Annotated in this window: 22 protein-coding genes; 8 read left to right on the top strand and 14 right to left on the bottom strand. The window is 48.8% G+C overall.

Going from position 1 to position 20,036, the window contains the following annotated elements:
• Positions 1-84 precede the first annotated feature (84 nt).
• From A3CY_RS0106895 to pyrF, 3 genes are all read left to right on the top strand, one after another.
• The gene (locus A3CY_RS0106895; protein ID WP_018337182.1) at positions 85-492 is read left to right on the top strand and encodes a pyridoxamine 5'-phosphate oxidase family protein; all 408 of its coding nucleotides are present in this window, start codon (positions 85-87) and stop codon (positions 490-492) included.
• A gap of 139 nt (positions 493-631) precedes the next feature.
• Entirely contained in the window at positions 632-1,717 is a 1,086-nt protein-coding gene (prfA, locus tag A3CY_RS0106890) for a peptide chain release factor 1 (RefSeq protein WP_018337181.1), read from the top strand.
• 42 nt (positions 1,718-1,759) lie between these two features.
• Positions 1,760-2,587, top strand: coding sequence for an orotidine-5'-phosphate decarboxylase (gene pyrF, locus A3CY_RS0106885; protein ID WP_018337180.1), 828 nt, complete (start codon positions 1,760-1,762; stop codon positions 2,585-2,587).
• A gap of 71 nt (positions 2,588-2,658) precedes the next feature.
• On the opposite strand, the gene A3CY_RS0106880 is transcribed toward pyrF, so the two are convergent.
• From A3CY_RS0106880 to A3CY_RS0106870, 3 genes are read right to left on the bottom strand one after another with little or no spacing between them, the layout of a single operon-like run.
• Positions 2,659-3,207 carry an AAA family ATPase gene (locus tag A3CY_RS0106880; protein ID WP_018337179.1) on the bottom strand — a complete coding sequence of 183 codons (549 nt, stop codon included), beginning with the start codon at positions 3,205-3,207 and terminating at the stop codon, positions 2,659-2,661.
• A gap of 2 nt (positions 3,208-3,209) precedes the next feature.
• On the bottom strand, positions 3,210-4,034 hold the full coding sequence (locus A3CY_RS0106875; RefSeq protein ID WP_018337178.1) for an HAD-IIB family hydrolase: 825 nt from the start codon (positions 4,032-4,034) through the stop codon (positions 3,210-3,212).
• A 1-nt stretch (position 4,035) separates the two neighbouring features.
• Positions 4,036-4,905, bottom strand: coding sequence for a pyridoxamine kinase (locus A3CY_RS0106870; protein ID WP_018337177.1), 870 nt, complete (start codon positions 4,903-4,905; stop codon positions 4,036-4,038).
• Between the two features lie 224 nt (positions 4,906-5,129).
• Here A3CY_RS0106870 and A3CY_RS0106865 point away from each other — a divergent pair, with 224 nt between their 5' ends.
• The gene (locus A3CY_RS0106865) at positions 5,130-7,310 is read left to right on the top strand and encodes a glutamine synthetase III family protein (RefSeq protein WP_018337176.1); all 2,181 of its coding nucleotides are present in this window, start codon (positions 5,130-5,132) and stop codon (positions 7,308-7,310) included.
• A 40-nt stretch (positions 7,311-7,350) separates the two neighbouring features.
• On the opposite strand, the gene A3CY_RS21935 is transcribed toward A3CY_RS0106865, so the two are convergent.
• The 6 genes from A3CY_RS21935 to A3CY_RS0106835 all read right to left on the bottom strand — a co-directional run bounded on the left by A3CY_RS21935 (position 7,351) and on the right by A3CY_RS0106835 (position 11,670).
• Complete coding sequence (locus tag A3CY_RS21935) at positions 7,351-8,373, bottom strand: META domain-containing protein (RefSeq protein WP_155828206.1); 1,023 nt, start codon at positions 8,371-8,373, stop codon at positions 7,351-7,353.
• A 161-nt stretch (positions 8,374-8,534) separates the two neighbouring features.
• The gene (locus A3CY_RS0106855) at positions 8,535-8,798 is read right to left on the bottom strand and encodes an HU family DNA-binding protein (RefSeq protein WP_018337174.1); all 264 of its coding nucleotides are present in this window, start codon (positions 8,796-8,798) and stop codon (positions 8,535-8,537) included.
• A gap of 379 nt (positions 8,799-9,177) precedes the next feature.
• The gene (locus A3CY_RS0106850) at positions 9,178-9,417 is read right to left on the bottom strand and encodes a hypothetical protein (protein ID WP_018337173.1); all 240 of its coding nucleotides are present in this window, start codon (positions 9,415-9,417) and stop codon (positions 9,178-9,180) included.
• Between the two features lie 80 nt (positions 9,418-9,497).
• Complete coding sequence (locus A3CY_RS0106845) at positions 9,498-10,013, bottom strand: hypothetical protein (protein ID WP_018337172.1); 516 nt, start codon at positions 10,011-10,013, stop codon at positions 9,498-9,500.
• Between the two features lie 72 nt (positions 10,014-10,085).
• A complete protein-coding gene (locus tag A3CY_RS0106840; protein WP_018337171.1) occupies positions 10,086-10,721 on the bottom strand; it encodes a hypothetical protein in 636 nt (211 codons plus the stop codon).
• Entirely contained in the window at positions 10,699-11,670 is a 972-nt protein-coding gene (locus A3CY_RS0106835; protein WP_018337170.1) for a PDDEXK family nuclease, read from the bottom strand. The genes A3CY_RS0106840 and A3CY_RS0106835 overlap by 23 nt, the downstream gene beginning before the upstream one ends.
• 720 nt (positions 11,671-12,390) lie before the next feature.
• Here A3CY_RS0106835 and A3CY_RS0106830 point away from each other — a divergent pair.
• Positions 12,391-13,029 carry a DUF6266 family protein gene (locus tag A3CY_RS0106830; RefSeq protein ID WP_018337169.1) on the top strand — a complete coding sequence of 213 codons (639 nt, stop codon included), beginning with the start codon at positions 12,391-12,393 and terminating at the stop codon, positions 13,027-13,029.
• A gap of 87 nt (positions 13,030-13,116) precedes the next feature.
• On the top strand, positions 13,117-13,776 hold the full coding sequence (locus A3CY_RS0106825; RefSeq protein ID WP_018337168.1) for a hypothetical protein: 660 nt from the start codon (positions 13,117-13,119) through the stop codon (positions 13,774-13,776).
• Here A3CY_RS0106825 and A3CY_RS0106820 read toward each other — a convergent pair.
• Positions 13,766-15,265 carry a GH3 auxin-responsive promoter family protein gene (locus A3CY_RS0106820; RefSeq protein WP_018337167.1) on the bottom strand — a complete coding sequence of 500 codons (1,500 nt, stop codon included), beginning with the start codon at positions 15,263-15,265 and terminating at the stop codon, positions 13,766-13,768. The genes A3CY_RS0106825 and A3CY_RS0106820 overlap by 11 nt on opposite strands.
• Before the next feature lie 21 nt (positions 15,266-15,286).
• A complete protein-coding gene (locus tag A3CY_RS0106815; protein WP_018337166.1) occupies positions 15,287-15,889 on the bottom strand; it encodes a ribonuclease HII in 603 nt (200 codons plus the stop codon).
• Between the two features lie 172 nt (positions 15,890-16,061).
• Here A3CY_RS0106815 and A3CY_RS0106810 point away from each other — a divergent pair, with 172 nt between their 5' ends.
• Both A3CY_RS0106810 and A3CY_RS0106805 read left to right on the top strand, forming a co-directional pair.
• Positions 16,062-16,526, top strand: coding sequence for a DUF4268 domain-containing protein (locus A3CY_RS0106810; RefSeq protein ID WP_018337165.1), 465 nt, complete (start codon positions 16,062-16,064; stop codon positions 16,524-16,526).
• A 71-nt stretch (positions 16,527-16,597) separates the two neighbouring features.
• Positions 16,598-17,710, top strand: coding sequence for a pyridoxal phosphate-dependent aminotransferase (locus A3CY_RS0106805; protein WP_018337164.1), 1,113 nt, complete (start codon positions 16,598-16,600; stop codon positions 17,708-17,710).
• 118 nt (positions 17,711-17,828) lie between these two features.
• Here the strand turns inward: A3CY_RS0106805 and A3CY_RS0106800 are convergent, their stop codons facing one another.
• Genes A3CY_RS0106800 through A3CY_RS0106790 form a run of 3 tightly spaced genes read right to left on the bottom strand, consistent with a single transcriptional unit; the run spans position 17,829 to position 20,023 of the window.
• Positions 17,829-18,341, bottom strand: a complete 513-nt coding sequence (locus A3CY_RS0106800; RefSeq protein ID WP_018337163.1) for an IbrB-like domain-containing protein — start codon at positions 18,339-18,341, stop codon at positions 17,829-17,831.
• Positions 18,328-19,632, bottom strand: coding sequence for a DUF3440 domain-containing protein (locus A3CY_RS0106795; protein WP_018337162.1), 1,305 nt, complete (start codon positions 19,630-19,632; stop codon positions 18,328-18,330). The genes A3CY_RS0106800 and A3CY_RS0106795 overlap by 14 nt, the downstream gene beginning before the upstream one ends.
• Positions 19,619-20,023: a hypothetical protein gene (locus tag A3CY_RS0106790; protein ID WP_018337161.1), complete on the bottom strand. Its 405-nt coding sequence runs from the start codon at positions 20,021-20,023 to the stop codon at positions 19,619-19,621. Before A3CY_RS0106790 ends, A3CY_RS0106795 begins: the two co-directional genes overlap by 14 nt.
• Positions 20,024-20,036: the final 13 nt, after the last annotated feature.

The raw sequence follows: 20,036 nt of genomic DNA, 5'->3' as shown, positions 1-20,036 counted from the left end.
GGCAATACCGGAATTTTTGTGTAGATTTGTTTTTGGAGAAACCGATATAAAGATCGATCAATGTAATTTTTAAATGTATTGAAAATGGAAGAATTGAAACGTAAGGCTGAATTATTATTGGAACAGTGTGACAGCGTGATCCTTGCATCCGTGGACGAGAACGGTTGCCCGCGTCCTGTGCCCATGTCTAAGGTGAAAAACGAGGGTATTTCTACAATTTGGTTCTCGACGGGAACTTATTCGGAGAAGACAAAGCATTTCCTTGCAAACCCGAAAGCGGGAGTATGCTTCCAGAAGGAAATCAATAGTGTCGTGCTGACGGGAGAGATTGAAATGGTGACCGACAGAGCGGAAAAGGATGCTTTGTGGCAGGATTGGTTTATCGAGTATTTTCCCGGGGGAAAAGATGATCCGACTTATTGCGTGTTGAAATTCACGGCAAAGCGGGCTACTTATTGGCTTGACTTTAAGTTTGAGCACGCCGATTTGTAGGTGTGCACCATTCTGGAGATCACCCTGTATTGGCAAATAACTTTTCCCGAAAAGCTCATGATTCTATCACTTGCCTTGGAAATGATCTTTTTTTGTCCTGATAATTTATTAAATTCGCGTCGGTTATAATTATATATATATGAGCGACAATTCCCTATTAGAGAAATTAGAGGCATTTTATATTCGTTTTCGGGAGATCGGGCAGTTGATTACCGACCCGGAAGTGATACAGGACATGAATCGTTTTGTGAAGTTGAACAAGGAATATCGTGATCTGGAACAGATCGTGGAGGCGGGTGACGAGTTGAGGAGCGCGGTAAAATCCTATGACGAGGCACAAGAGATATTGGCGTCGGAAACGGACAAGGAGTTGAGAGAGATGGCCGAGATGGAAATCGAGGAACTGGATGCTAAAATTCCGGAAATAGAGTCAAAAGTAAAAATGTTGTTGGTGCCGGCCGATCCCGAGGATTCTAAGAATGTGATTCTTGAAATCCGGGCGGGAACCGGGGGGGATGAAGCCAGTCTTTTTGCCGGAGATTTATTCCGTATGTACACGAAGTTCTGCGAATCGAAGCGTTGGAAGATGGAGATAACGAATTATAGCGAGGGTACTTCCGGCGGCTACAAGGAGATCGTGGCAAATATCTCCGGTGACGGGGTGTACGGGATTATGAAATACGAGTCGGGAGTTCACCGCGTGCAACGGGTGCCGGCAACGGAAACACAGGGACGCGTGCACACCTCGGCTGCTACCGTGGCAGTGTTGCCGGAAGCGGAAGAGGTGGACGTGGTGTTGAATCCAGCGGATATACGCAAAGACACGTATTGTTCTTCCGGTCCCGGCGGGCAGTCCGTGAACACGACCTATTCGGCTATTCGGTTGACGCATATTCCCACGGGTATCGTGGTGACCTGCCAGGACGAGAAATCGCAATTGAAGAATCTGGCGAAGGCAATGACCGAGTTGCGCTCGCGTATTTACGCTATCGAGCACCAGAAATATTTAGACCAGATTGCTTCCCAGCGGAAAACGATGGTGTCCACGGGTGACCGTTCTGCAAAGATTCGTACTTACAATTACCCGCAAGGGCGTGTAACCGATCACCGGATTAACTTGACGCTTTACAATCTGGCTGCCGTGATGGACGGCGATATCGGCGAGATCATCGAGAAGTTGCAGATCGAGGAGAACACGGAGAAGTTGAAGGAGAGCGGATTCTAAAAAGTTTAAAGTTTAGAGTTTAAAATTTAGAGTGAAATAAATATGACCTATAACGAACTGTTTGAGCAGGTAAAGAAAAAGAAATCATTCTTGTGTGTCGGTTTGGATTCTGACATAAAGAAAATCCCGCAACATTTGATGGATGCCGAAGATCCGGTATTCGAGTTCAACAAAGCGATCGTGGATGCCACGGCGGATGTGGCTATCGCTTACAAGCCGAATATTGCTTTCTACGAGAGCCGGGGTGTTGAAGGATGGATCACGTTGGAAAAGACCGTGAAGTATATTAAGTCCAAGTACCCGGAGATCTTCATGATAGCCGATGCCAAGCGGGGAGATATCGGCAATACCTCCGAGATGTATGCTCGTGCATTTCTGGAAACCTTGGATTTCGATTCTATCACGGTAGCCCCGTACGTGGGTGAGGATTCCGTGACTCCTTTCTTGAAATACGAGGGGAAATGGGTAATCCTGTTGGCGTTGACATCGAACAAGGGGGCTTTTGACTTCCAGTTTTTGGAAGAGAACGGAGAGAAATTGTACGAGAGAGTGTTGTGTAAGTCTCAGGAATGGGGTAACGACCGGAATATGATGTACGTGGTGGGTGCCACGAAAGCTGAAATGTTGGCAGGTATCCGGGAGATCGTGCCGAATCATTTCTTGCTGGTGCCGGGAGTTGGTGCGCAAGGCGGTAGTCTCGAGGATGTGGCAAAATACGGGATGAACGGTCATTGTGGTTTGATCGTGAATTCTTCCCGCGGGATTATCTTCGCGGATAAGACGGAGAACTTTGCCGTTCGTGCACGGGAGGAAGCCGTGAAGTTGCAACAACAGATGGCAGAATTGCTGTCAGCAAAAGGCGTAATTTAGAAGAAATTATTCTTGAAATATGATTAGGGGTGCATGCGGATGTACCCCTTTTTTAATGGGATATAATTTCCTTATTTTAATTGTATTTGTTGCAGGACGAAGTCCGCTCGTTCTTCCGGAGTTGCTTTAGGAACGATGGTGAGGGTGTAGCCGAGGGATTCGTAAGTGGAGTACATGATGTTATAGGTGTCGACGGCTTCCTGGTAAGTTTGTTTGCGTTCGGTGTCGGTGTGGTATATTTCAGCCCAGGGCGGGAGAATGAATACTTGGGAGTTATAGAGGTAACGGGCGGAGGCTTGTTGAAGTTCGGGGAAAATCGTTTGGCGGGTAAGGTGAGTGTAGGCGAGGGTGTCGGGAATGCCCCGGTCGAAGAATAGGATTCCCTCTTCCGGTATGTTTTCCCGGTAGCTGTCGACGGAGCGGGTGAGCATAAGGCGGGTATATGCCGGGATATTACCCCAGGGAAGGGCATCCCCGTTTCGGGTTATTTGTTCCCGGATGATCTCCCGGGCTACCTCGGGGACGCAACGGTAACCTCGTTGTTGCAGCTGTTCGAGCAGGGTAGTCTTGCCGACGCCGGGTCCCCCGGTGATAACGAAGAAATTCGGTTTGTAAATCATGGTTATAACCTTAATGCCGTGTGGATAAATTCTGCCAGCCCGTTGTCCGTGTCGTTGGTGACGTTGTTGAATTTTACCCGCAAAGGTTCGGGGGCATTGGCGACGATGTAGGGATACCCGCAACGTTCGAGGAAGTCGATGTCATTGTAGTCGTTCCCTAACCCGGCACATTCGGCGTAGCGGATGCCGAGTTGGTCGAGCAGGATCTGGCAGGAAGTGCCTTTGTTCACGTTTGGGGCGAATATCTCCGTCCAGATTGCCTGGTTGTCAATCGGGGAGGTCGAGCGAATCACGGAATACCCGGATAATTTCTCTTGAATCTCCCCGTGAAGTTGAATCTGGCTGGCATCCAGTATCACGAGGAATTGCGTGGCTTCTCCCCGGATGTCTTGTATGCTTTGGATAGGGGTGCCCAATCCCGGGTAGTTCTCTACGCGGCGGCGGAAGTCCTCGTGCAAGGGTGAGGTGTTCCGGTAATAGAAATGGTGATTGTCGGGGATAGGCTGTTGGATCGTGAAATTGATATTGTATTCCCACAGCATGGAAGCGATCTCTATTGTTGCTTCCGCGGATAGTTCCCGGGTGCCGATCAGGCGTTTGTCATTCCAACGCATGATGCCGGCACCGGAGGAAAATACCATGTAGTCGATGGGAAGTCCCTCGGGTAACGCGTTTTGAAAAGAGAAGACGGAACGTCCCGTCGCCAATACACGGGTGATGCCTTGGCGTCCGGCTTCTTCCAGCGCTTCTTGATTCTCTTTGCTGATTGAGTTCCAGCCGCGGGGCAGCGTGGTCCCGTCGAGGTCGATGATGATAGCCTTGATCATATTATATATTTTCAATTGTTACAAGTTCATACTTGTAATAAGGCAACGGTTCGTTGAGGTAATGCAACACTTTCTCTTGATTCATGCCGTCCAGGGGATTGTGGTTGTAGCCAAAGGTCGACTTGATGCCCATGTTGATAAAGTGGACGGCGCGGTCCAGAGCCTCCGGGAGGCTGTCGCCGTTGAGCATGCAACCCGTGATAACGCTGGCGAAAGCGTCGCCCGTCCCGGGGTAGGAGGCGGGAACATAGTCGCATTGCACGCTCCACGTGCGCCCGTCTTGTTTGTTGTATGCCAGGGTGGCAACGTTCCGGGTGTCGTTGCCGGGCGCGGAAGTGATAATCACGTGCTCGGGACCGAGTTCACTCAGTTGTTTACACCAGTTGATGGCCTCTTGCAAGGAAACTTCCTTCAAGGGATTGTTCCCCAGCAGGAATGCGGCTTCCGTGAGATTGGGCGTGATTACCTTCGCTTTCGAGCAGAGGTCTCTCATGCCTTCGATCATGTCAGGTGTCATGCCGGAGTATAGCGAGCCGTGGTCGCCCAGCACGGGGTCAACCAATATGAAATTATGATCGTCTTTGAAATAATCGAAAAAGTGGCTGACGATCCCCATTTGTTTCACGGAAGCAAGGTATCCCGTGTAGATCGCGTCGAAATGAAGATCGAGTTCTTTCCAATGTTCGATGAATGTTTCCATGTAATCGGTCAGATCCAGGGAGCGGAAATCCTTGTACTCGCTATGGGCGGACAGGATGGCGGTAGGTAACGGGCATACCTGGTATCCCATGTGCGAGAGAATGGGTATCGCTACGGTCAGGGAAGCCCTTCCGTAACCGGATAGGTCGTGTATTGCGGCAATTTTTTTCATGTCATTCGTTTATCTTGATTTTCCAAAGGTAATAAAATTCACTCTTTGCCGCAATCGATATGTTTTTAATCCTTGATTCTGGATTTTATTAGGGGTATCTACTGAAAAATGGATTATTTTTATTGATATTGTATGAAAAATATAGGGGTATTCGTGAAAAATAAGCTATATTTTGTATATTTGCCCCGATAAAAATAGGGTTCATTCCAAAAATGTAAATATTTATGGCAAAATTTAGATTCTTAGCTTTACAAGAGATCACCCGTCGCAAACCCGTCGAATGTGGGGAGCGTCCCAGGTCTTCAGCCGTTTTTGGTGAAAACGTGTTTTCAATGGATAAGATGAGGCATTATCTCTCTATCGAGGCTTACAAGAAATTGGAGCGGGCGATGATCGAGGGAAGCGTCATCGACCGGGGACTGGCAGACCAGGTTGCCTCGGCAATGAAAGCATGGGCGGTGGAGAAAGGGGTAACCCACTACACGCACTGGTTCCATCCCTTGAATGGGGCGACGGCGGAGAAGCACGATTCGTTTATTGATTTGTTGCCGGACGGCGACGTGATCGAGTGTTTCGACGGGCGGTTGCTTGTGCAGCAGGAACCCGATGCGTCCAGTTTCCCGAACGGTGGTATCCGCAACACGTTCGAGGCACGCGGTTACACGGCGTGGGACCCGGCTTCCCCGGCATTTATAAACAACCGTACCTTGTGTATTCCCACGGTGTTCGTGGCGTACACGGGTGAGGCGCTTGATTTCAAGACTCCGCTCTTGAAAGCGTTGGCGTTGATCGACCGGGCGGCGGTGGATATTTGCCAGTACTTCGACAAGGACGTGAAGCGGGTAATGGCAACATTAGGCTGGGAGCAGGAATATTTTCTGGTGGACGAGGCCCTGTATAACGCCCGTCCCGACTTGAAGTTGTGCGGGCGAACGCTTATGGGGCATTCCTCGGCCAAGGACCAGCAGCTGGAGGACCAGTATTTCGGTTCCATCCCGGCGCGGGTGACGGCTTTCATGGACGAGTTGGAGTACGAGTGCCATTGTCTGGGTATCCCGATCAAGACGCGGCACAACGAGGTTGCCCCGAATCAATTCGAGTGCGCCCCGATCTTCGAGGAGGCGAATCTGGCGGTAGACCACAACCAGTTGCTCATGTCCACGATGAAGCGGGTCGCCCGGCGCCATAACTTCCGCGTGTTGCTGCACGAGAAACCGTACAAGGGGGTGAACGGTTCGGGGAAACACAACAACTGGTCGTTGATGACCGACACGGGAGTCAATCTCCTCTCGCCGGGACGCAACCCGAAGTCGAATATGCAGTTCTTGATTTTCCTCGTTTCGACTATCAAGGCGGTACACGAGCACGGCGAATTGCTGAAGGCGTCCATCGTGTCGCAGGGGAATGAAGCCCGTTTGGGAGGGGACGAGGCGCCTCCCGTGATTATGTCCGTTTTCCTCGGGAACTATCTTTCCGGGATGCTGGACGAACTGGTCGAGAAGGTGAGCGACCGGAAGATGAGCCCGGACGAGAAGACGGAGTTGAAGTTGAACGTGGGGAAGATTCCGGAGATCATGCTCGATAACACCGACCGCAACCGCACGTCGCCTTTCGCTTTTACAGGCAATCGTTTCGAGTTTCGGGCGGTGGGTTCTTCCGCCAACTGCGGGGGACCGATGATTGCGTTGAATGCGGCGGTGGCGGAACAGCTGATCGCTTTCAAGCGGGAGACGGATGCTTTGATTGACAAAGGCGTGAAGAAGGACGAGGCAATCTTCCAGGTGTTGCGTAAGTATATTATCGAGTCGAAGCCCGTTCGTTTCGAGGGCAACGGGTACAGCAAGGAGTGGAAGGAGGAGGCGGAACGCCGCGGGCTCTCCACGGAAGTTGACTGTGTTCCGGCGTTGAAGGCTTATTGTTCGGAGAAAGCAAAGCGTTTGCTGGTGGATTCCGGAATCCTGAGCGAGCGGGAGTTGCAGGCACGGTTCGAGATTAAGAATGAAATCTACTTGAAGAAATTGCAGATCGAATCACGCGTGTTGGGCGATTTGGTGTTGAACCACGTCATCCCGACGGCTATTTCTTACCAGAACACGCTATTGGCGAACGTGACTTCCCTGAAAGCAATCCTTCCGGATTACGAGGAAGTGGCGGATGTGCAGATCGACGAGATTCGCACTATTTCCCACCATATCCGCGAGATTCAGAAGATGGTGTCGGGTATGACCGAGGCCCGCAAGTGTGCCAACACGATAACCGACGAGGTGAAACGTGCCGAGGAATACACGGCAAACGTGCGTCCTTACTTGGATAAGATTCGTTACCACGTGGATAAACTGGAATTGCTCGTGGATGATGAGATTTGGCCTTTGCCGAAGTATCGGGAGTTATTGTTCTCTCGTTAAGGAGCGGTAAAAATAAAAGCCCCCGCGGGGGCTTTTATTTTTATTTCTTTTCTTGCAACTTCAGCACTTTCCCGTCGGGGAGCGTGAGTTCTGCCTCGGTGCCTTTGCCCATGAGGCTGACTTGGTCGTTCTTGTAAAGATAACCGGAAGCCATCACTTGTTGCGGCAGCTCGTAAGTCTGGTCGTCAAGGGCAACCACGGCGAGTTCCTCGTTCGGGTAGAAAGTAACGTTTACCTGGTAGAGCATTTTGGTCTTGCCGTCACCGCCTTGGAACACGGCGTTAATCACGCTGTTCGGGGTTTCCGTGTAGAGGGTCTTTGCCCGTTGCTCGATGATCCACAGGCCTTTCTCCTGGCGCACGTTGTAGGTGTCGTCATCTTCCACGTTCCACGCGTATCCGCCTTTCGGGAGGCTGCGTCTGCCGAGGATCGGGTGATTTTCCACGTTCGGGAGGAATACTTCCACTTGCGTGGAGTCCGCCGAGAATACGATAAAAGCGGAAGTCGTTGCTTCCGGATCGTTTGCCGGGTTCATACGCACACCCGATTCAAACAGGCGTATGCAGTCTTTCTTCACCTCCGACCACGTGAAGCCCGCTGCGGCGTTACACCCGTGGGCGTCATTTGCCACGCCTACTTTCTGATCGGCTTCTTTTACCTTGAATACAAGAGTCATTTTCTTGTCCTTGTCGGTGAATGTCAGTTCCCTGTTCTCGATAGAGTAAGAGGTCATGGCGGCAAGAGCTTTCACGAACAGGTCTTCAAACTTCAGATCAGGACATGCCATCATGGTCATTCCTCCCGGTTCCAGCTTGATCGTGTTGCCCTCGGTGGTGTATTTCCCGAAGAAACGGTTACACCCGGCGAAACCGTACATCGTGTTGGTGTCGGTAAGGAGGATAGTTGGAACTCTCTCGGAAAGGGCTACTTTCCCTTCGCTCGTTGTCATCTCTTTCAGTTGCCACTCGTTGGCGGTCAATGCCGCTTGGTTGCCACTGTTACTTTTGCATCCCGCGAAAGCGAGGACGGTGGCGATCATCATTAGGATAGTTGTTCTTTTCATGTGTGTGTTATTTTTACGCGAATATACGAAGATGGGCAGGGAAAGTTTAAAGATGGAGGGTATAAATTTTAGATTTTGGATTTAGCAATTGAACGCCCCCTCTAATTTCCCCTGAGCCAGGGAGAATTAGAGGGGGCGTTTACTTTAAATTCAGAATTGAATTAAATTCCGATATTTTTGCTCGGGTTAAAGCGAATGACTTTCTTGGCGGGAATGACCATCATTTTTTTGGACGATGGGTTGTAACCGTTCCGTGCTTTTTGATTTTTCACGTTGAAGGTTCCTAATTCTTGTAAACGTACAGGTTCGTCATTTTTTAGTGATTCTTTGATCGTATCCAAAATAGCTGCTAAAACTTTAGCTGTTTCAGCCCGTGATACTCCACTTTTTTCGGAGGCAGTTTTAATTAATTCTAACTTGTTCATTTTACTATTTGATTTTAGTTATATAACAGTTCTAGTACTCTAGCGAGTGTTCTCCTGCTATGTTGTGTACATAAATTTATCCAATCCATTCACTCTGTGCAAATGTAGTAAAATTTATGAATTTTGATTCTATTATTGTAGATAAATCGCGTGTAGAGTGGAATTTTCGAATCGGAAATGGGAGCATGTCGACTGAGGTATGAGGCGGTCTTCTCGCGGTATTATGGCACCCGTGAACTGATGAAAAGCGAATCTCTAACTGATCATGTACTATCGTGATAGTTCATGATCAGTTAGTGGTTAGTTCGTGATCAGTTTTTCCCCGCCGTGATAGTGCGGGAGGAGTCAGAGTGGAGATCCGGAGATCTCGGGCTACGTGTTATTTTGCGCGTTTGAGGGCTTCTGTTGTTCGTTCGATTTCTTTTTTTAGAGATTCAATTTTGCGATCATGCGATGCAGCGGCATCAATCTTGCGTTTTTTGTAGCTATCCTTGGAGGCTGGTGAAGCTTTTTTGATGTACTCTGCTATGCGTGCGTTATCTTTCTTCTTGTCTTCTTTTTCTTTTGCGAGTTTTGCTCTCAAATCAACTAGTTTTTTCTTGTAAAATTCTTTGCTCATATCTTATGTTATTTTTTTAAAGACCGTTATTATATAATGTTGTTTGGTCCGTAATTGTTTTGGCTGAATTTAAAAGTTATTTATTTTTTTTCTAAAAAACTGGCGATGAGTGCGACTGCTGCTAAGCCGATGAAGGCTAATGCTGTCAGGATATGCTTCTTGTATTTCCCGAAAAATTTGTTTTTCCGGAATGTTTTTAATTGTTGGCGATAGCGTGGTAGAGCGGGGGCTGTCGGGAAACGGGTTTCGAGTATGAAAAGTGCTTGCTCGTATTTTGCCAGAATGGCGTCTGCGTAGCGGTTGGCAAGGGTGTCTGCTTCTTTCGCTTCGTAGACTGCATGCCATGAATTGGCTTTTAGCAGATAAATCAGATCATCCAAGGTATGGCATAATGCAGGGACGTTTTCCGGGATTTCGAGTTGGCGGATTTGCTCTATTGGTTGTTCTAATTTTTGTATTTTCTGTAGTTCTTCTTCCAGTTTTAAATTTTCGCTTTGTAGTTCTGTTTTTTGTTGTTCAATTTTTCGCATTTTTCGTAATTCGTCTTCCAGTTTTAAATTTTCGGCTTGTAATTCGGCTTTTTTCATTCTTTTCATGGTATCGTGTATTTAATTGTTCAATTTCAGAAATTTCATAACTGACTTTTTCGGCTCTCTACTAAAAATTATTTATTTGTCCAATAGATGGATAATATAAAAGAATAGTGGGGAGCCTAAGATTACTAGAATTCCTATAACGAACATTTTGTATTTTCCCCAGAATCTGTTTTTTCTAAAGGTTTTTAGTTGTTGACTGTAGTAAGTTAAACTAGGGTCTTCCGGGAAATAGGTTCCGAGTGTGATTAGGGCATGCTCGTATTTTGCCAAGATGGTGTCGGCGTAACGGTTGACGAGTGCGTCTTCTGCTTCGCTGTCCCGTGTCGAATCCCATGAATTGGCTTTTAGCAAGTAAATCAGCTCGTTCAAGGTGTGGAGTAGTGCCGGTTTGTCTTCCGGGATTTCGAGCGAGTGGATTTGTTCTATTTTCTGTTCTATTTTCCCGCTAAGCCTGTTCAGGCGTGCTTCTTGACGTTCTTGTTGGCGTAGTTCCCGTTCTAGTTCTAATTTTTGTTCAGTTAATTTTAGTTCGGTTTTTGCCGCTTCCTGTTTGCTTTTATCCCCGACTCTCCGGTAAACGATAGCGTGTCTATCTTTGTATAGGGCGTTGGATACGGCTCTGCCGGTGTCGCGTCCCAGTTGGTTGAAGAATGATTTGCTGAATCCCATGATGTTTATTTTTTGATTATTCGACTTCAGAAATTTCATAACCGAGTTTTTCGGCTTGTTCGATGAAGCGGATGATGTTGTCGACTCTCCATTGTTTGCATGTCGCGATGATGCCGTCGGCAAGGGGGATTTGCTGGTCGTCTTTGATATAATAGTACACGTTCCCTTTTTTCAAGGCGATGTCGATGGGTTTGAATACCCCGAACGAGGGTGTGCCTTGCAGTGAATAGGGGAAAACGTTTTCCAGTTCACTGATAGTCGGTAGCGAGGGTTGTAGCGTGACGTATTTTTTCACGACGGAATGCACCAGTTTCGATTTATTGTAGATGTTCCCGTCGAAGCGGTATTTCGTGTAGTCTTTGCCTTCGGCTTTTTCCTTGATGTAGGTGTCCGCAAGGACGAAGATTTCGTTTGTTGCGCTATTGCGGAACCTGTTCATCGTGATGGCGTGTATGGGGATGTTTTTCAGTTTTTCGCATTTCTCCGGTGGGTATTCCTCTCCCGGGAAGCGAGAGAATTGGTCCTCTTTGATGCCTTTTGTCAGGGGGAGTTCGTTCTCGAGCCCGGCATCAAGACGGGAACCGGCGAGCCCGCCGATGAATTTGACCTGGGAATCCTCGATGTCGTCCGTTATGATGTCGAGGTTTCTTAATCCTTTGATGATTTGTTCTTTCTCGCAAAGGTAGTCGCATAATTGGCGTAGCGCTTTGTAGTCAATTGCGTGTTTCTTCAGTTCCACGATGCCGAACGTGTGCTTGTCGTATTGCACGAGGATGTCGATGCGCCCGTTGCCGGATTCTTTGCATTCTTTCAGGGTTATCTCGCAGTCGATGATTTTGGGAAAATCCGTGTTCTTGTTTTCCGAGAAACTGAGGATGCGGGGATTGTCCATCAGGTAGGCTTCCATGCCCAGCTCCGAGGGAAAGGGATAGGTTTCCAGCAAGATGTTGTTTGCCACGGCTTGCCTGTACATGTTTATGTTTGCCATATTTTCGACTCGGTTTCCTCAATATCCCAAAGGAATTTTTGTTTCAAAAGGAAGGCGTGGATATTGTAAGCTTATTTCCATTGATGGGCTCTGACAAAGCCTTGAAGAGTAAAACAAGCAACAATCCCACGCCGTATATGACACGATATGTGCATACATACGCAAGAGCATTCACTTGTTCTCTCTTCGGAAAAATTTGTCAGATTTATCAATGAGAACAAGTTTAAACGCTTCCGTTTAAACGTATATGTCTGCTAAACCATAAGGTTGGCATCGCAAATATACGCTTTTTTTAGAAATAAACGTTTACCCCATGTGGGATTGTTGCTGATTGTAAAAATATAGTTTTTTCGTGGGAAAATGGTGTTGATTTCACGTGTTTTTTTGATCCCTGTTATTATATATATTATTTAAAATAATAACTATATTTAACTTAAATTGCTTGATTTGATGATTTAAATTTACTAATTAGAAGTTAAATATTTTTGGTTGTCATGTTAAATTTTTCGGTTATTGGTGTTCAATAATTCTTAATTATATTAAAAAATACAAATATTAATCGGGTTGTCTCATTGAAGTGTGTTGTTTTTATAAAAAGCATATACATTAACCCATATTGTCGACATATATACGTTTAGGTAGAGAAAAGATCGGTAGGAAAACTCCCGATAAAATAACCTACCACAAAATTAATATTAACCAAAAAAAACTTGTATTGTTATGGGAAAAATTTTTCCAGACATGATGGGAGCCTTGATTGGCTCCGTAGGTAAGGTATCGTATTACATGCGATACAGTGATAACATCGCTCGCCGGAAAGGTGAGGAGAGGAAAGTGTCCGATTCACCGGCAGCGGTGGAGCAAAGGGCGAAGTTTGGTGCGGTGGCTCATTTGTCGCGGATGTTGCGTCCCGCGGTCGGGATTGGCTTCCCTCAACGCAAGAGGAGGCTGTCGCCGAGGAACGCGTTTCATCAATTGAACAAGGATGCCTGCTCGGTGGAGGAGAAGGTGATCGTGGTGGATTACGAGCGGGTGATGTGTGCGAACGGGGGCTTGATGGTGCCGGAGGTTACGGTGACGTATAATGCCGCCACGGGAAAGTTCCTGTTCGAGCAGGAGAGCGAGGGGGAGGATGAGGGCTGTAACGCCAGCGACCAGGTGTACGCCGTGTTGCTGGAGCGGAGCCTGGAGGTGAGCCGCCTGGTGAAGCTTCGGGCGAGGGGCGAGAGCGGATCGACCTCGGCGGTTCTGCCGAAAAGGTGGAACCGCGACGAGGTGGTCGTTTACGTTTTCGCGGTGAGCGATGATGGGAAAGAGGCTTCCAAGTCGTTGTACATGGAAGTGGAAGCCGGTAATTGATGACCGGCGGGAGGGAGTGTCCCCACGGGGAATACTCCTTCCTTTTTTATAGAAGATAAGATTTTGTTTCATATAAAATGTATTGTCATGAAAGTGAAGGATTTTTTCAAGGGTATTGTCGTGGGAAGGCACGGCAACGTGATTTACTACGAGCGGAACGGGGAGTTGTGCGTGCGGCGGTACGCCATTCCCGGCAAGAAGCGGAAGCGGGACACGGAGGGTCCCACGCCGAAGCAGCGGGAGGCGATGGCTCGCTTTGCGGCGGTGCAGCGGTTTTACAGGGAGTACGCGAAACAGGTGTCGGCGGACGCGTGGAAGTTGGCGGGAGTGGCGAGGGAGATGTCGGCGGTGAATTTGTTCCATTCGTTGAATTGTGCTTGTTTCAACGGGCAGGGAGAGATGGTGGATTTCGAGAAGTTGCGTTTCTCGGAGGGGGTGTTGGATTTGCCCCGGGAGATAAAGGTGGAGTGGGAAGGGAACCGTTGTGTGGTGACGTGGAGCGAGGAGCGGGACTGGAGTTCGGCAGCCCGGATGGACGTGATGCGGGTGGGGTTGCTGTACGACGACCGGGTGCGTTCGCCCCGCTTGGCACTCGACGTCACGGGGTGCCGCGGTGATTTGCGGGGTGAGTTCACGTTGGACGGGTCGATAGGGCGGAGCGCCCACGTGTACATCTTTTTCGAGCGGGTGGATCACGGGGCGTTCTCGCCTAGCCAGTATGCCCGCGTGATTCCTATCACATTTTAAGCAATTCGTCGATGTGCGTGCGGTCGTTCCACAGTTGCGGCACTTTGTTTTGCCCGCCGAGTTTGCCTTTTTCTTTCAGCCAGTCGGTGAAAAGGTTCGGGCGGGCAACGTGGAGGATGAGGCGTTGGAGCGACAAGAGGCGTTTGGCCTCATAGTCGGAATTCACGTGTTGTAGTTCTTGGTCGAGTAGGTCGGCAAAACTTTCCGGGTCGGAGGGTGGTGTGCCAAACTCGATAATCCACTCGTGGGCACCTTTTTTGTTTTCCTGCATGAAGACGGGGGCGGCGGTGAAATGAAGCACGGTGGCTCCCGTCTGTTCGCACGCCCGGTGAAGCGCCTCGATGGCGTTGTCGATGATGAGTTCCTCGCCGAAGGCGTTGATGAATAGTTTCGTGCGCCCGGTGATCTTGAACTTGTAGGGGCGGGTGGAGGTGAATTGTACGGTGTCGCCGATCATGTAGCGCCACAGCCCGCCGTTGGTGGAGATAACGATAGCGTAGTTTACCCCGGTTTCGACTTCTTCCAGCAACAGCGCTTTCGGGCGGGGTTTGCCGAGTTCGCTCGTGGGCACGAACTCGTAGTACACGCCATAGTCAAGCATGAGCAGCATCGACGTGTCGACGGGGTCGTCCTGCAAGCCGAAGAATCCCTCGGAGGCGTTGTACGTTTCGAGATATTTCATTTTTGGGTCGGGCAATAGCCGCTTGTACTGTTCGCGGTAGGGGGTGAAGTTGATACCCCCGTGGATGAAAAGTTCGAGGTTGGGCCACACCTCGTGGAGGTTGGCTTTGCCCGTGCGCTCGAGGATCCGGTTGATAAGCGTCAGGAACCACGAGGGAACTCCCGCCAGGCAGCGCACGTCCTCCTTGATGGTGGTTTCGCATATCTTCTCTATTTTTTCTTCCCACTGGCTCATGAGCATGATGGACTGGTCGGGGGTTTTCATCATGTTTGCCCAAAATGGGGTGTTCGAGATCAGGATGGCGGAAAGGTCTCCGTAGCGGCAATTGTTGTTCGTTCGGGACACCTCGCTGCTGCCGCCGAGAGCCAGTGTCTTGCCGTTGAAAGCCTGGGAGTCGGGGTAGAGGTTATTGAAGATGGCTATGGCATCCTTGCCTCCCCGGAAATGGCATTCTTCGAGGGCGGTTTTGCTCACGGGGATGAATTTGCTTTTAGCGGCAGTCGTGCCGGACGATTTGGCAAACCACGTGATGGCTTCCGGCCACAGCAAGTTCTGCTCGCCGTTCATCAGGCGCTCGGAATAGGGAGCCAGTTCTTCGTAATGGATAATCGGCAACCGTTCCCGGTATTGTTCCGCGGTGAGGATGGAGGCAAAGTCGTATTTCTGCCCGTACTCGGTGTTGGCTGCTACGCGGAGTAGTTCGTCCAGCGTGTCACGTTGTACCTGTATGGGATTCGTCTTGAAAAATTCGATCTGCGCTAATCGCTTTGACGAGAACATGGATATGATGGAATTGATGATAGCCATAGGTGATTCCTTGATGTTATTTCAATTGAACTCGAGGGTTAGTTGCGGGTCTAGTAGGGTGAAACTACGCCGGTGGTAGGGAGTGATGCCGTGTTCGGCGATCCCAGCCCGGTGCTTTTTGGTCGGGTAGCCTTTGTTGCTTGCCCAGTCGTACATGGGGTAACGCTCGTGGAGTTGCAGCATATACTCGTCACGGTGAGTCTTGGCGAGGATGGAGGCGGCAGCGATAGCCATGTACTTGGAGTCGCCTTTCACGATGCAGTGGTGCTCGATGTTCCCGTAAGGTTTGAATCGATTGCCATCTACCAGGATATGTTGCGGGGTGATGCTTAATTGAGCTAAAGCCCGGTGCATCCCTTCAATGGAGGCGTTGAGTATGTTAATCTTGTCGATTTCTTCATTATCCACGGCTGCTACCGCCCACGCGAGGGCTTCCCGTTCAATGATCGTTCTTAATTCATCCCGCTTTTTCTCGGAGAGTTGCTTCGAGTCGTTAAGCATTTCGTTGCGGAAATTCTCGGGCAAAATGACTGCTGCCGCGAAGACGGGGCCCGCCAAACATCCTCTTCCTGCTTCGTCACAACCCGCCTCTGTCTTATCCTGATAGTATTTTAATGTCAGCATATGTTTACTAAAAGTTAAAGGCTACAAGTAGCGTTTGGGCAAATATAGTAAATAAAGTTTATAAAGTTCATAAGGTTTGTAAGGTTTATAAAGTTGATAGAGTCCATGAAGTCGATAGACTTTACGGACTATTTTGCTATATTCGCGTGTAAATCAGCCAAAATTTGAAAAGATGTTCACGAGAGAAGAAGCGAAAGAGATAAGGATGAGGTTTTGGGATGGCTTTAAGCGTTATTGCCGGCAGAAGCACGTGTACCGGAAATGGGTGCTGACGGGGGTTAAGATTCCGTCGGTGCAGTTGAAATTTTATGTCGACGAGAAGAAGGCACTGGTGTTGTTCCAAATCGACCATAAAAGTGAATTGCGACGTTTCGAGGTGTACGAGTGTATTCTGTCGTACCAGACATTGTTCCGTGCCGAGTGTGGCGACGATTTGATGTGGGACGAGGAGTACACGGGGATTGAGGGACAGGTGGTGAGTGCCATCTATTTCGAGTTGCCGGGGGTGAGTCTTTACCGCACGGAGGATCACGAGCGGATATACGCTTTCTTCACGGAGAAAATGCCGTTGCTGGAAGACCTTTATTACGAGTATCGTGATCTGATTAACGAGAGGCTGAAGGAGGGGAGGTTTTGATTTACGATTTATGATTTTAAATTGAAGGACTGATTAATTTTAGATTGAAGGATTTAAGAAATAGTATAGCAATGAAAATTAACAAGAGTGGGGCTGTGCTTTCCCGTATCGTGCAATCGGGGGAAACATTGAAAGAACTTTCCCGGGTGAATGGGAAAGAGTATCTGCCGCTGAACAGAGGTGTCAATCAAGTGGTGAATATCGACTTGACGGAAGTCGTGAAAGGTATTAATTTTAATTCGCCGGAAATACAGGTGTATCCGCATGGTGCCGGACGACCGGAGTTGCGGGCGGCAATCAACGATGAGTTTTTCATGGGAAAGTCTTCCCCGGATCGTATTTTGGTGACAGCGGGAGGGATGCACGCCCTCGATCTGGTGGCTCAAACCGTGAATATCGGACGGTTGTACCTGCCGACTTATTACTGGGGATGTTATTTCAAGATGCTGAAAATACGTCATATCGAGAGCGTGGGGTATGATCGACAATCCGACTTGATGGAGATGATCGACGAATTGCGGGGAAATGCCGTGTTAATCAGTGACCCGAGTAATCCACTCGGGGATAAGCACGACGACGACGAACAGTTGGCAATTATCAGTGCGTTGAATGATGCTGGGGTGGTGGTCTTTTATGATTGCCCTTATCGTCGCCTTTACATGGATGCTTCCGATGATTATTACACGCGTTTGATGGATATGGAAAACGTGATTATCACGGAGAGTTTCAGCAAATCGGTGGGATTGAGCGGGCAACGCCTCGGGTTTATCCACACGAGTAACAAGGAATTGCATGACGAACTAGAAGTACGTGTCATGTACAACACGAACGGGATTAACGGTTTTGCGCAGGAATTGGTTTTACGTTTGTTGACTACGCCGGAAGGACGTGCCGCTGTGACTGCTTTCAAGGAACGCACTACACGGGATATTGCCTTGAATATCGATTATTTGCGGGAACGGGGATTCCTTGCCGAGGAGTTCTATCACGGGACAAGCCCCCGGGGAATTTTCGTTATCGTGAACCGTAGCGAACAAGAATTACTCGACCATTACATCGGTGCCGTGGGGCTCGATTTTTTCACGAAGACTAATCAAGGATACGCCAAGCGCTTTGCCCGGGTTTGTGTATCCGTGCCACACGAGAAGCTGGTGCAATACTTTGATGATTTGATAATTAGGTGATTCAGTGATTTGCGATTCAGTGATTCCTGCCGCACAAACTGTCCGACAACTTCAAACCGTAGTGTTGGGACGAGCGGCGAAATCACGTAATCACTGAATCGTCAATCACTTAATCCTTTCAGTCTTCCTTCGTCAGCGTGAATTCCTTGTCTGCAAAAAGTTCCGCGAGCCCGGAGATTTGTTTCAGGCGAAGGAGTTCGTCTTTGTCCATACCGATGTTGCGGATGATCCAGCTATCGGACATTCCGGCTTTCGTGAGTTCTGCCACGATTTCGGTCATTAGTTCAATACTGTGGGAGCCGCGTGCCCGGTTGTGGCGGATGGTTGACGCCATCCGGTTGGATATGTCCTTGTCGATCACAACGACGGGGAGTAATCCATGTTCGCGTTCGAAGATGCGTTTTGAGGTTTTCATCACCTTGTAGCGATGGTAACCATCCACCAGTTCGTAAATGTCTTTCTCCGGAATATAGTAGCATACGCAAGGCATGGTGTAACCGTCTTCCCAGATGGAAAGTTCCAGCAGATTCATTTCCGGCGGGGCTACCACATTGGGGTTGTACGAGTTGGCGACCACTTTGTCGATAGGTACAGGGATCACCTTGTAGACAGGGCTATTATATTTTTCCATAGCTATCCATTAATGCTTTATATTTTTCCATAACACGTTTTCTGCGATCATTTTCACTTTTGTTCAGGGCAAAGCCCATGTATTTGCACGCGTGGTCGTTCTTGAGAATACAGATGCACATCCGCTTGAAGGTGGGAAGTTCCTTAAACTCGGGGATGTTCACGTCGTCTTGGTATTCCATGCGCACGGGTTTCTTGTCGGTCTTGTAGTTGGTGGTTTCGCCGACAGTGATCGGGATGCCCATCCGGATCAGTTTGGCGATGGTTTCTTCCGCTAGGCAACCTCCTTTCTTTCGCCAAAATTCCATGCTAGTGGAGAGTTTGTTCAGGTAATTCTGACGGGTTTCTTCCGGTAGGGTGCAGAGCAGGAATTTCATGTATTCCGCCCACGTCAGCCCCTCGGGAAGGGAAATAGATTGCCATCCCATGGCTGTGGTGCCCCCGTATATTCCGGTGAAGTTTACCCCGTTCACGCGGCTAATCATCTTTCCCCACGTGTCCGGGTCGATCGTCCGGTAGAGTTTGAGGCTCGGCAGTGCTTGCGAAATGAAAGGACTCGCTACGCGCTGTCGTTCAAGCGGTACCCCGGCTTGGTAATACAAATCGTAGAGGTGGTTGTAATCCCAGCCTTGTTTCCCGTTTGCCGTCCAGATATCTGTCGTCTGCCAGTCGAAAATAGGATAAGCGTTATAGATACCTTTGTTGATCCGGTGGGTCCATTTCAAGTGCTTGTAACTACGGTAGTTTCTTGCACCGTGTATCGCCTGCCAGCGGTGGTAGCTTTCCTGCGTGCGGATGCCGATCAGGCAGCAGACACGTTCGGCGCCTTTCTTACGGTAAATCCATTCGGCAAATTTATTTTGATACTCATAGTCCCACATCTCTTCCGTGTAGAAATCGAAGTCTTCTTTCCGGTAACATCCCTGGGGCATTTCCCGTACCCACAGTTCTCGCAGGTTATCGTCCCACGGGCGCCAGAAACGCTGGTACATGGAAGTGCAGGTGGATACCTTGAATGGGATGCATACCCGATAGACTTCCAACAAGTCGGAATTGGCGGCTAAAGCCCGGTCCACGTAACGAATGGTTTCCTGGTATTGCACCTCGTAATCCATGTGAAATACCCCGAGTTTGCGTTTTAGCTTGTGTTTGCGGATGTAGTCGATGCAAAGATTGAGTAGAACCCCGCTGTCCTTCCCTCCGGAGAAGGAAACGTAAACGTAATCGAAGTCGGAGAATATCCGTTCCAAACGCGATTGTACCGCGTCGTACACGCTTCTAGCTTTTCTCATGGATTTCATGCATCATTTTGATATACAATTTCCATTCCTTCTTGACCGTGAAACCACGCGCGCGGAATGTATCCGCATGGGAAGCGTGGGAAATCACGTAAATAGGTTTGTCGCCTGTAAATTCCTCGATCGCCTTTTGGGCGAACGAGGATAATAGTGCGGTATTGTTACCGGACACGTAGTAGTTGTCAATGCATATGCACGTACTTTTGATCTCGATGGGCATGAAGCCGCATACTTTGTCCCCCTCGGTTGCCACGAACCACACGTGATGGTCTGTAGTTTTGAAAGGGTAATTGTTGTTTTGGCGGAGTATAGCCGGGCTCATGACCAAAGGAGCCACAAGTTGATACAACCGGGTTGACGTTCCATGTAATTTTTCTATGTTCATATCCGATCTCTTT

This window comes from Butyricimonas synergistica DSM 23225 (assembly GCF_000379665.1).
In the GTDB taxonomy this organism is placed as follows: domain Bacteria; phylum Bacteroidota; class Bacteroidia; order Bacteroidales; family Marinifilaceae; genus Butyricimonas; species Butyricimonas synergistica.
This window is presented reverse-complemented; position numbering and strand designations above follow the sequence as displayed.

Bases quoted from the DNA above. Each gene is read 5' to 3' on its own strand.
- A3CY_RS0106895 (WP_018337182.1), top strand. From the start codon at position 85: ATGGAAGAATTGAAACGTAAGGCTGAATTATTATTGGAACAGTGTGAC.
- prfA (WP_018337181.1), top strand. From the start codon at position 632: ATGAGCGACAATTCCCTATTAGAGAAATTAGAGGCATTTTATATTCGT.
- pyrF (WP_018337180.1), top strand. From the start codon at position 1,760: ATGACCTATAACGAACTGTTTGAGCAGGTAAAGAAAAAGAAATCATTC.
- A3CY_RS0106880 (WP_018337179.1), bottom strand. From the start codon at position 3,207: ATGATTTACAAACCGAATTTCTTCGTTATCACCGGGGGACCCGGCGTC.
- A3CY_RS0106875 (WP_018337178.1), bottom strand. From the start codon at position 4,034: ATGATCAAGGCTATCATCATCGACCTCGACGGGACCACGCTGCCCCGC.
- A3CY_RS0106870 (WP_018337177.1), bottom strand. From the start codon at position 4,905: ATGAAAAAAATTGCCGCAATACACGACCTATCCGGTTACGGAAGGGCT.
- A3CY_RS0106865 (WP_018337176.1), top strand. From the start codon at position 5,130: ATGGCAAAATTTAGATTCTTAGCTTTACAAGAGATCACCCGTCGCAAA.
- A3CY_RS21935 (WP_155828206.1), bottom strand. From the start codon at position 8,373: ATGAAAAGAACAACTATCCTAATGATGATCGCCACCGTCCTCGCTTTC.
- A3CY_RS0106855 (WP_018337174.1), bottom strand. From the start codon at position 8,798: ATGAACAAGTTAGAATTAATTAAAACTGCCTCCGAAAAAAGTGGAGTA.
- A3CY_RS0106850 (WP_018337173.1), bottom strand. From the start codon at position 9,417: ATGAGCAAAGAATTTTACAAGAAAAAACTAGTTGATTTGAGAGCAAAA.
- A3CY_RS0106845 (WP_018337172.1), bottom strand. From the start codon at position 10,013: ATGAAAAGAATGAAAAAAGCCGAATTACAAGCCGAAAATTTAAAACTG.
- A3CY_RS0106840 (WP_018337171.1), bottom strand. From the start codon at position 10,721: ATGAAATTTCTGAAGTCGAATAATCAAAAAATAAACATCATGGGATTC.
- A3CY_RS0106835 (WP_018337170.1), bottom strand. From the start codon at position 11,670: ATGGCAAACATAAACATGTACAGGCAAGCCGTGGCAAACAACATCTTG.
- A3CY_RS0106830 (WP_018337169.1), top strand. From the start codon at position 12,391: ATGGGAAAAATTTTTCCAGACATGATGGGAGCCTTGATTGGCTCCGTA.
- A3CY_RS0106825 (WP_018337168.1), top strand. From the start codon at position 13,117: ATGAAAGTGAAGGATTTTTTCAAGGGTATTGTCGTGGGAAGGCACGGC.
- A3CY_RS0106820 (WP_018337167.1), bottom strand. From the start codon at position 15,265: ATGGCTATCATCAATTCCATCATATCCATGTTCTCGTCAAAGCGATTA.
- A3CY_RS0106815 (WP_018337166.1), bottom strand. From the start codon at position 15,889: ATGCTGACATTAAAATACTATCAGGATAAGACAGAGGCGGGTTGTGAC.
- A3CY_RS0106810 (WP_018337165.1), top strand. From the start codon at position 16,062: ATGTTCACGAGAGAAGAAGCGAAAGAGATAAGGATGAGGTTTTGGGAT.
- A3CY_RS0106805 (WP_018337164.1), top strand. From the start codon at position 16,598: ATGAAAATTAACAAGAGTGGGGCTGTGCTTTCCCGTATCGTGCAATCG.
- A3CY_RS0106800 (WP_018337163.1), bottom strand. From the start codon at position 18,341: ATGGAAAAATATAATAGCCCTGTCTACAAGGTGATCCCTGTACCTATC.
- A3CY_RS0106795 (WP_018337162.1), bottom strand. From the start codon at position 19,632: ATGAGAAAAGCTAGAAGCGTGTACGACGCGGTACAATCGCGTTTGGAA.
- A3CY_RS0106790 (WP_018337161.1), bottom strand. From the start codon at position 20,023: ATGAACATAGAAAAATTACATGGAACGTCAACCCGGTTGTATCAACTT.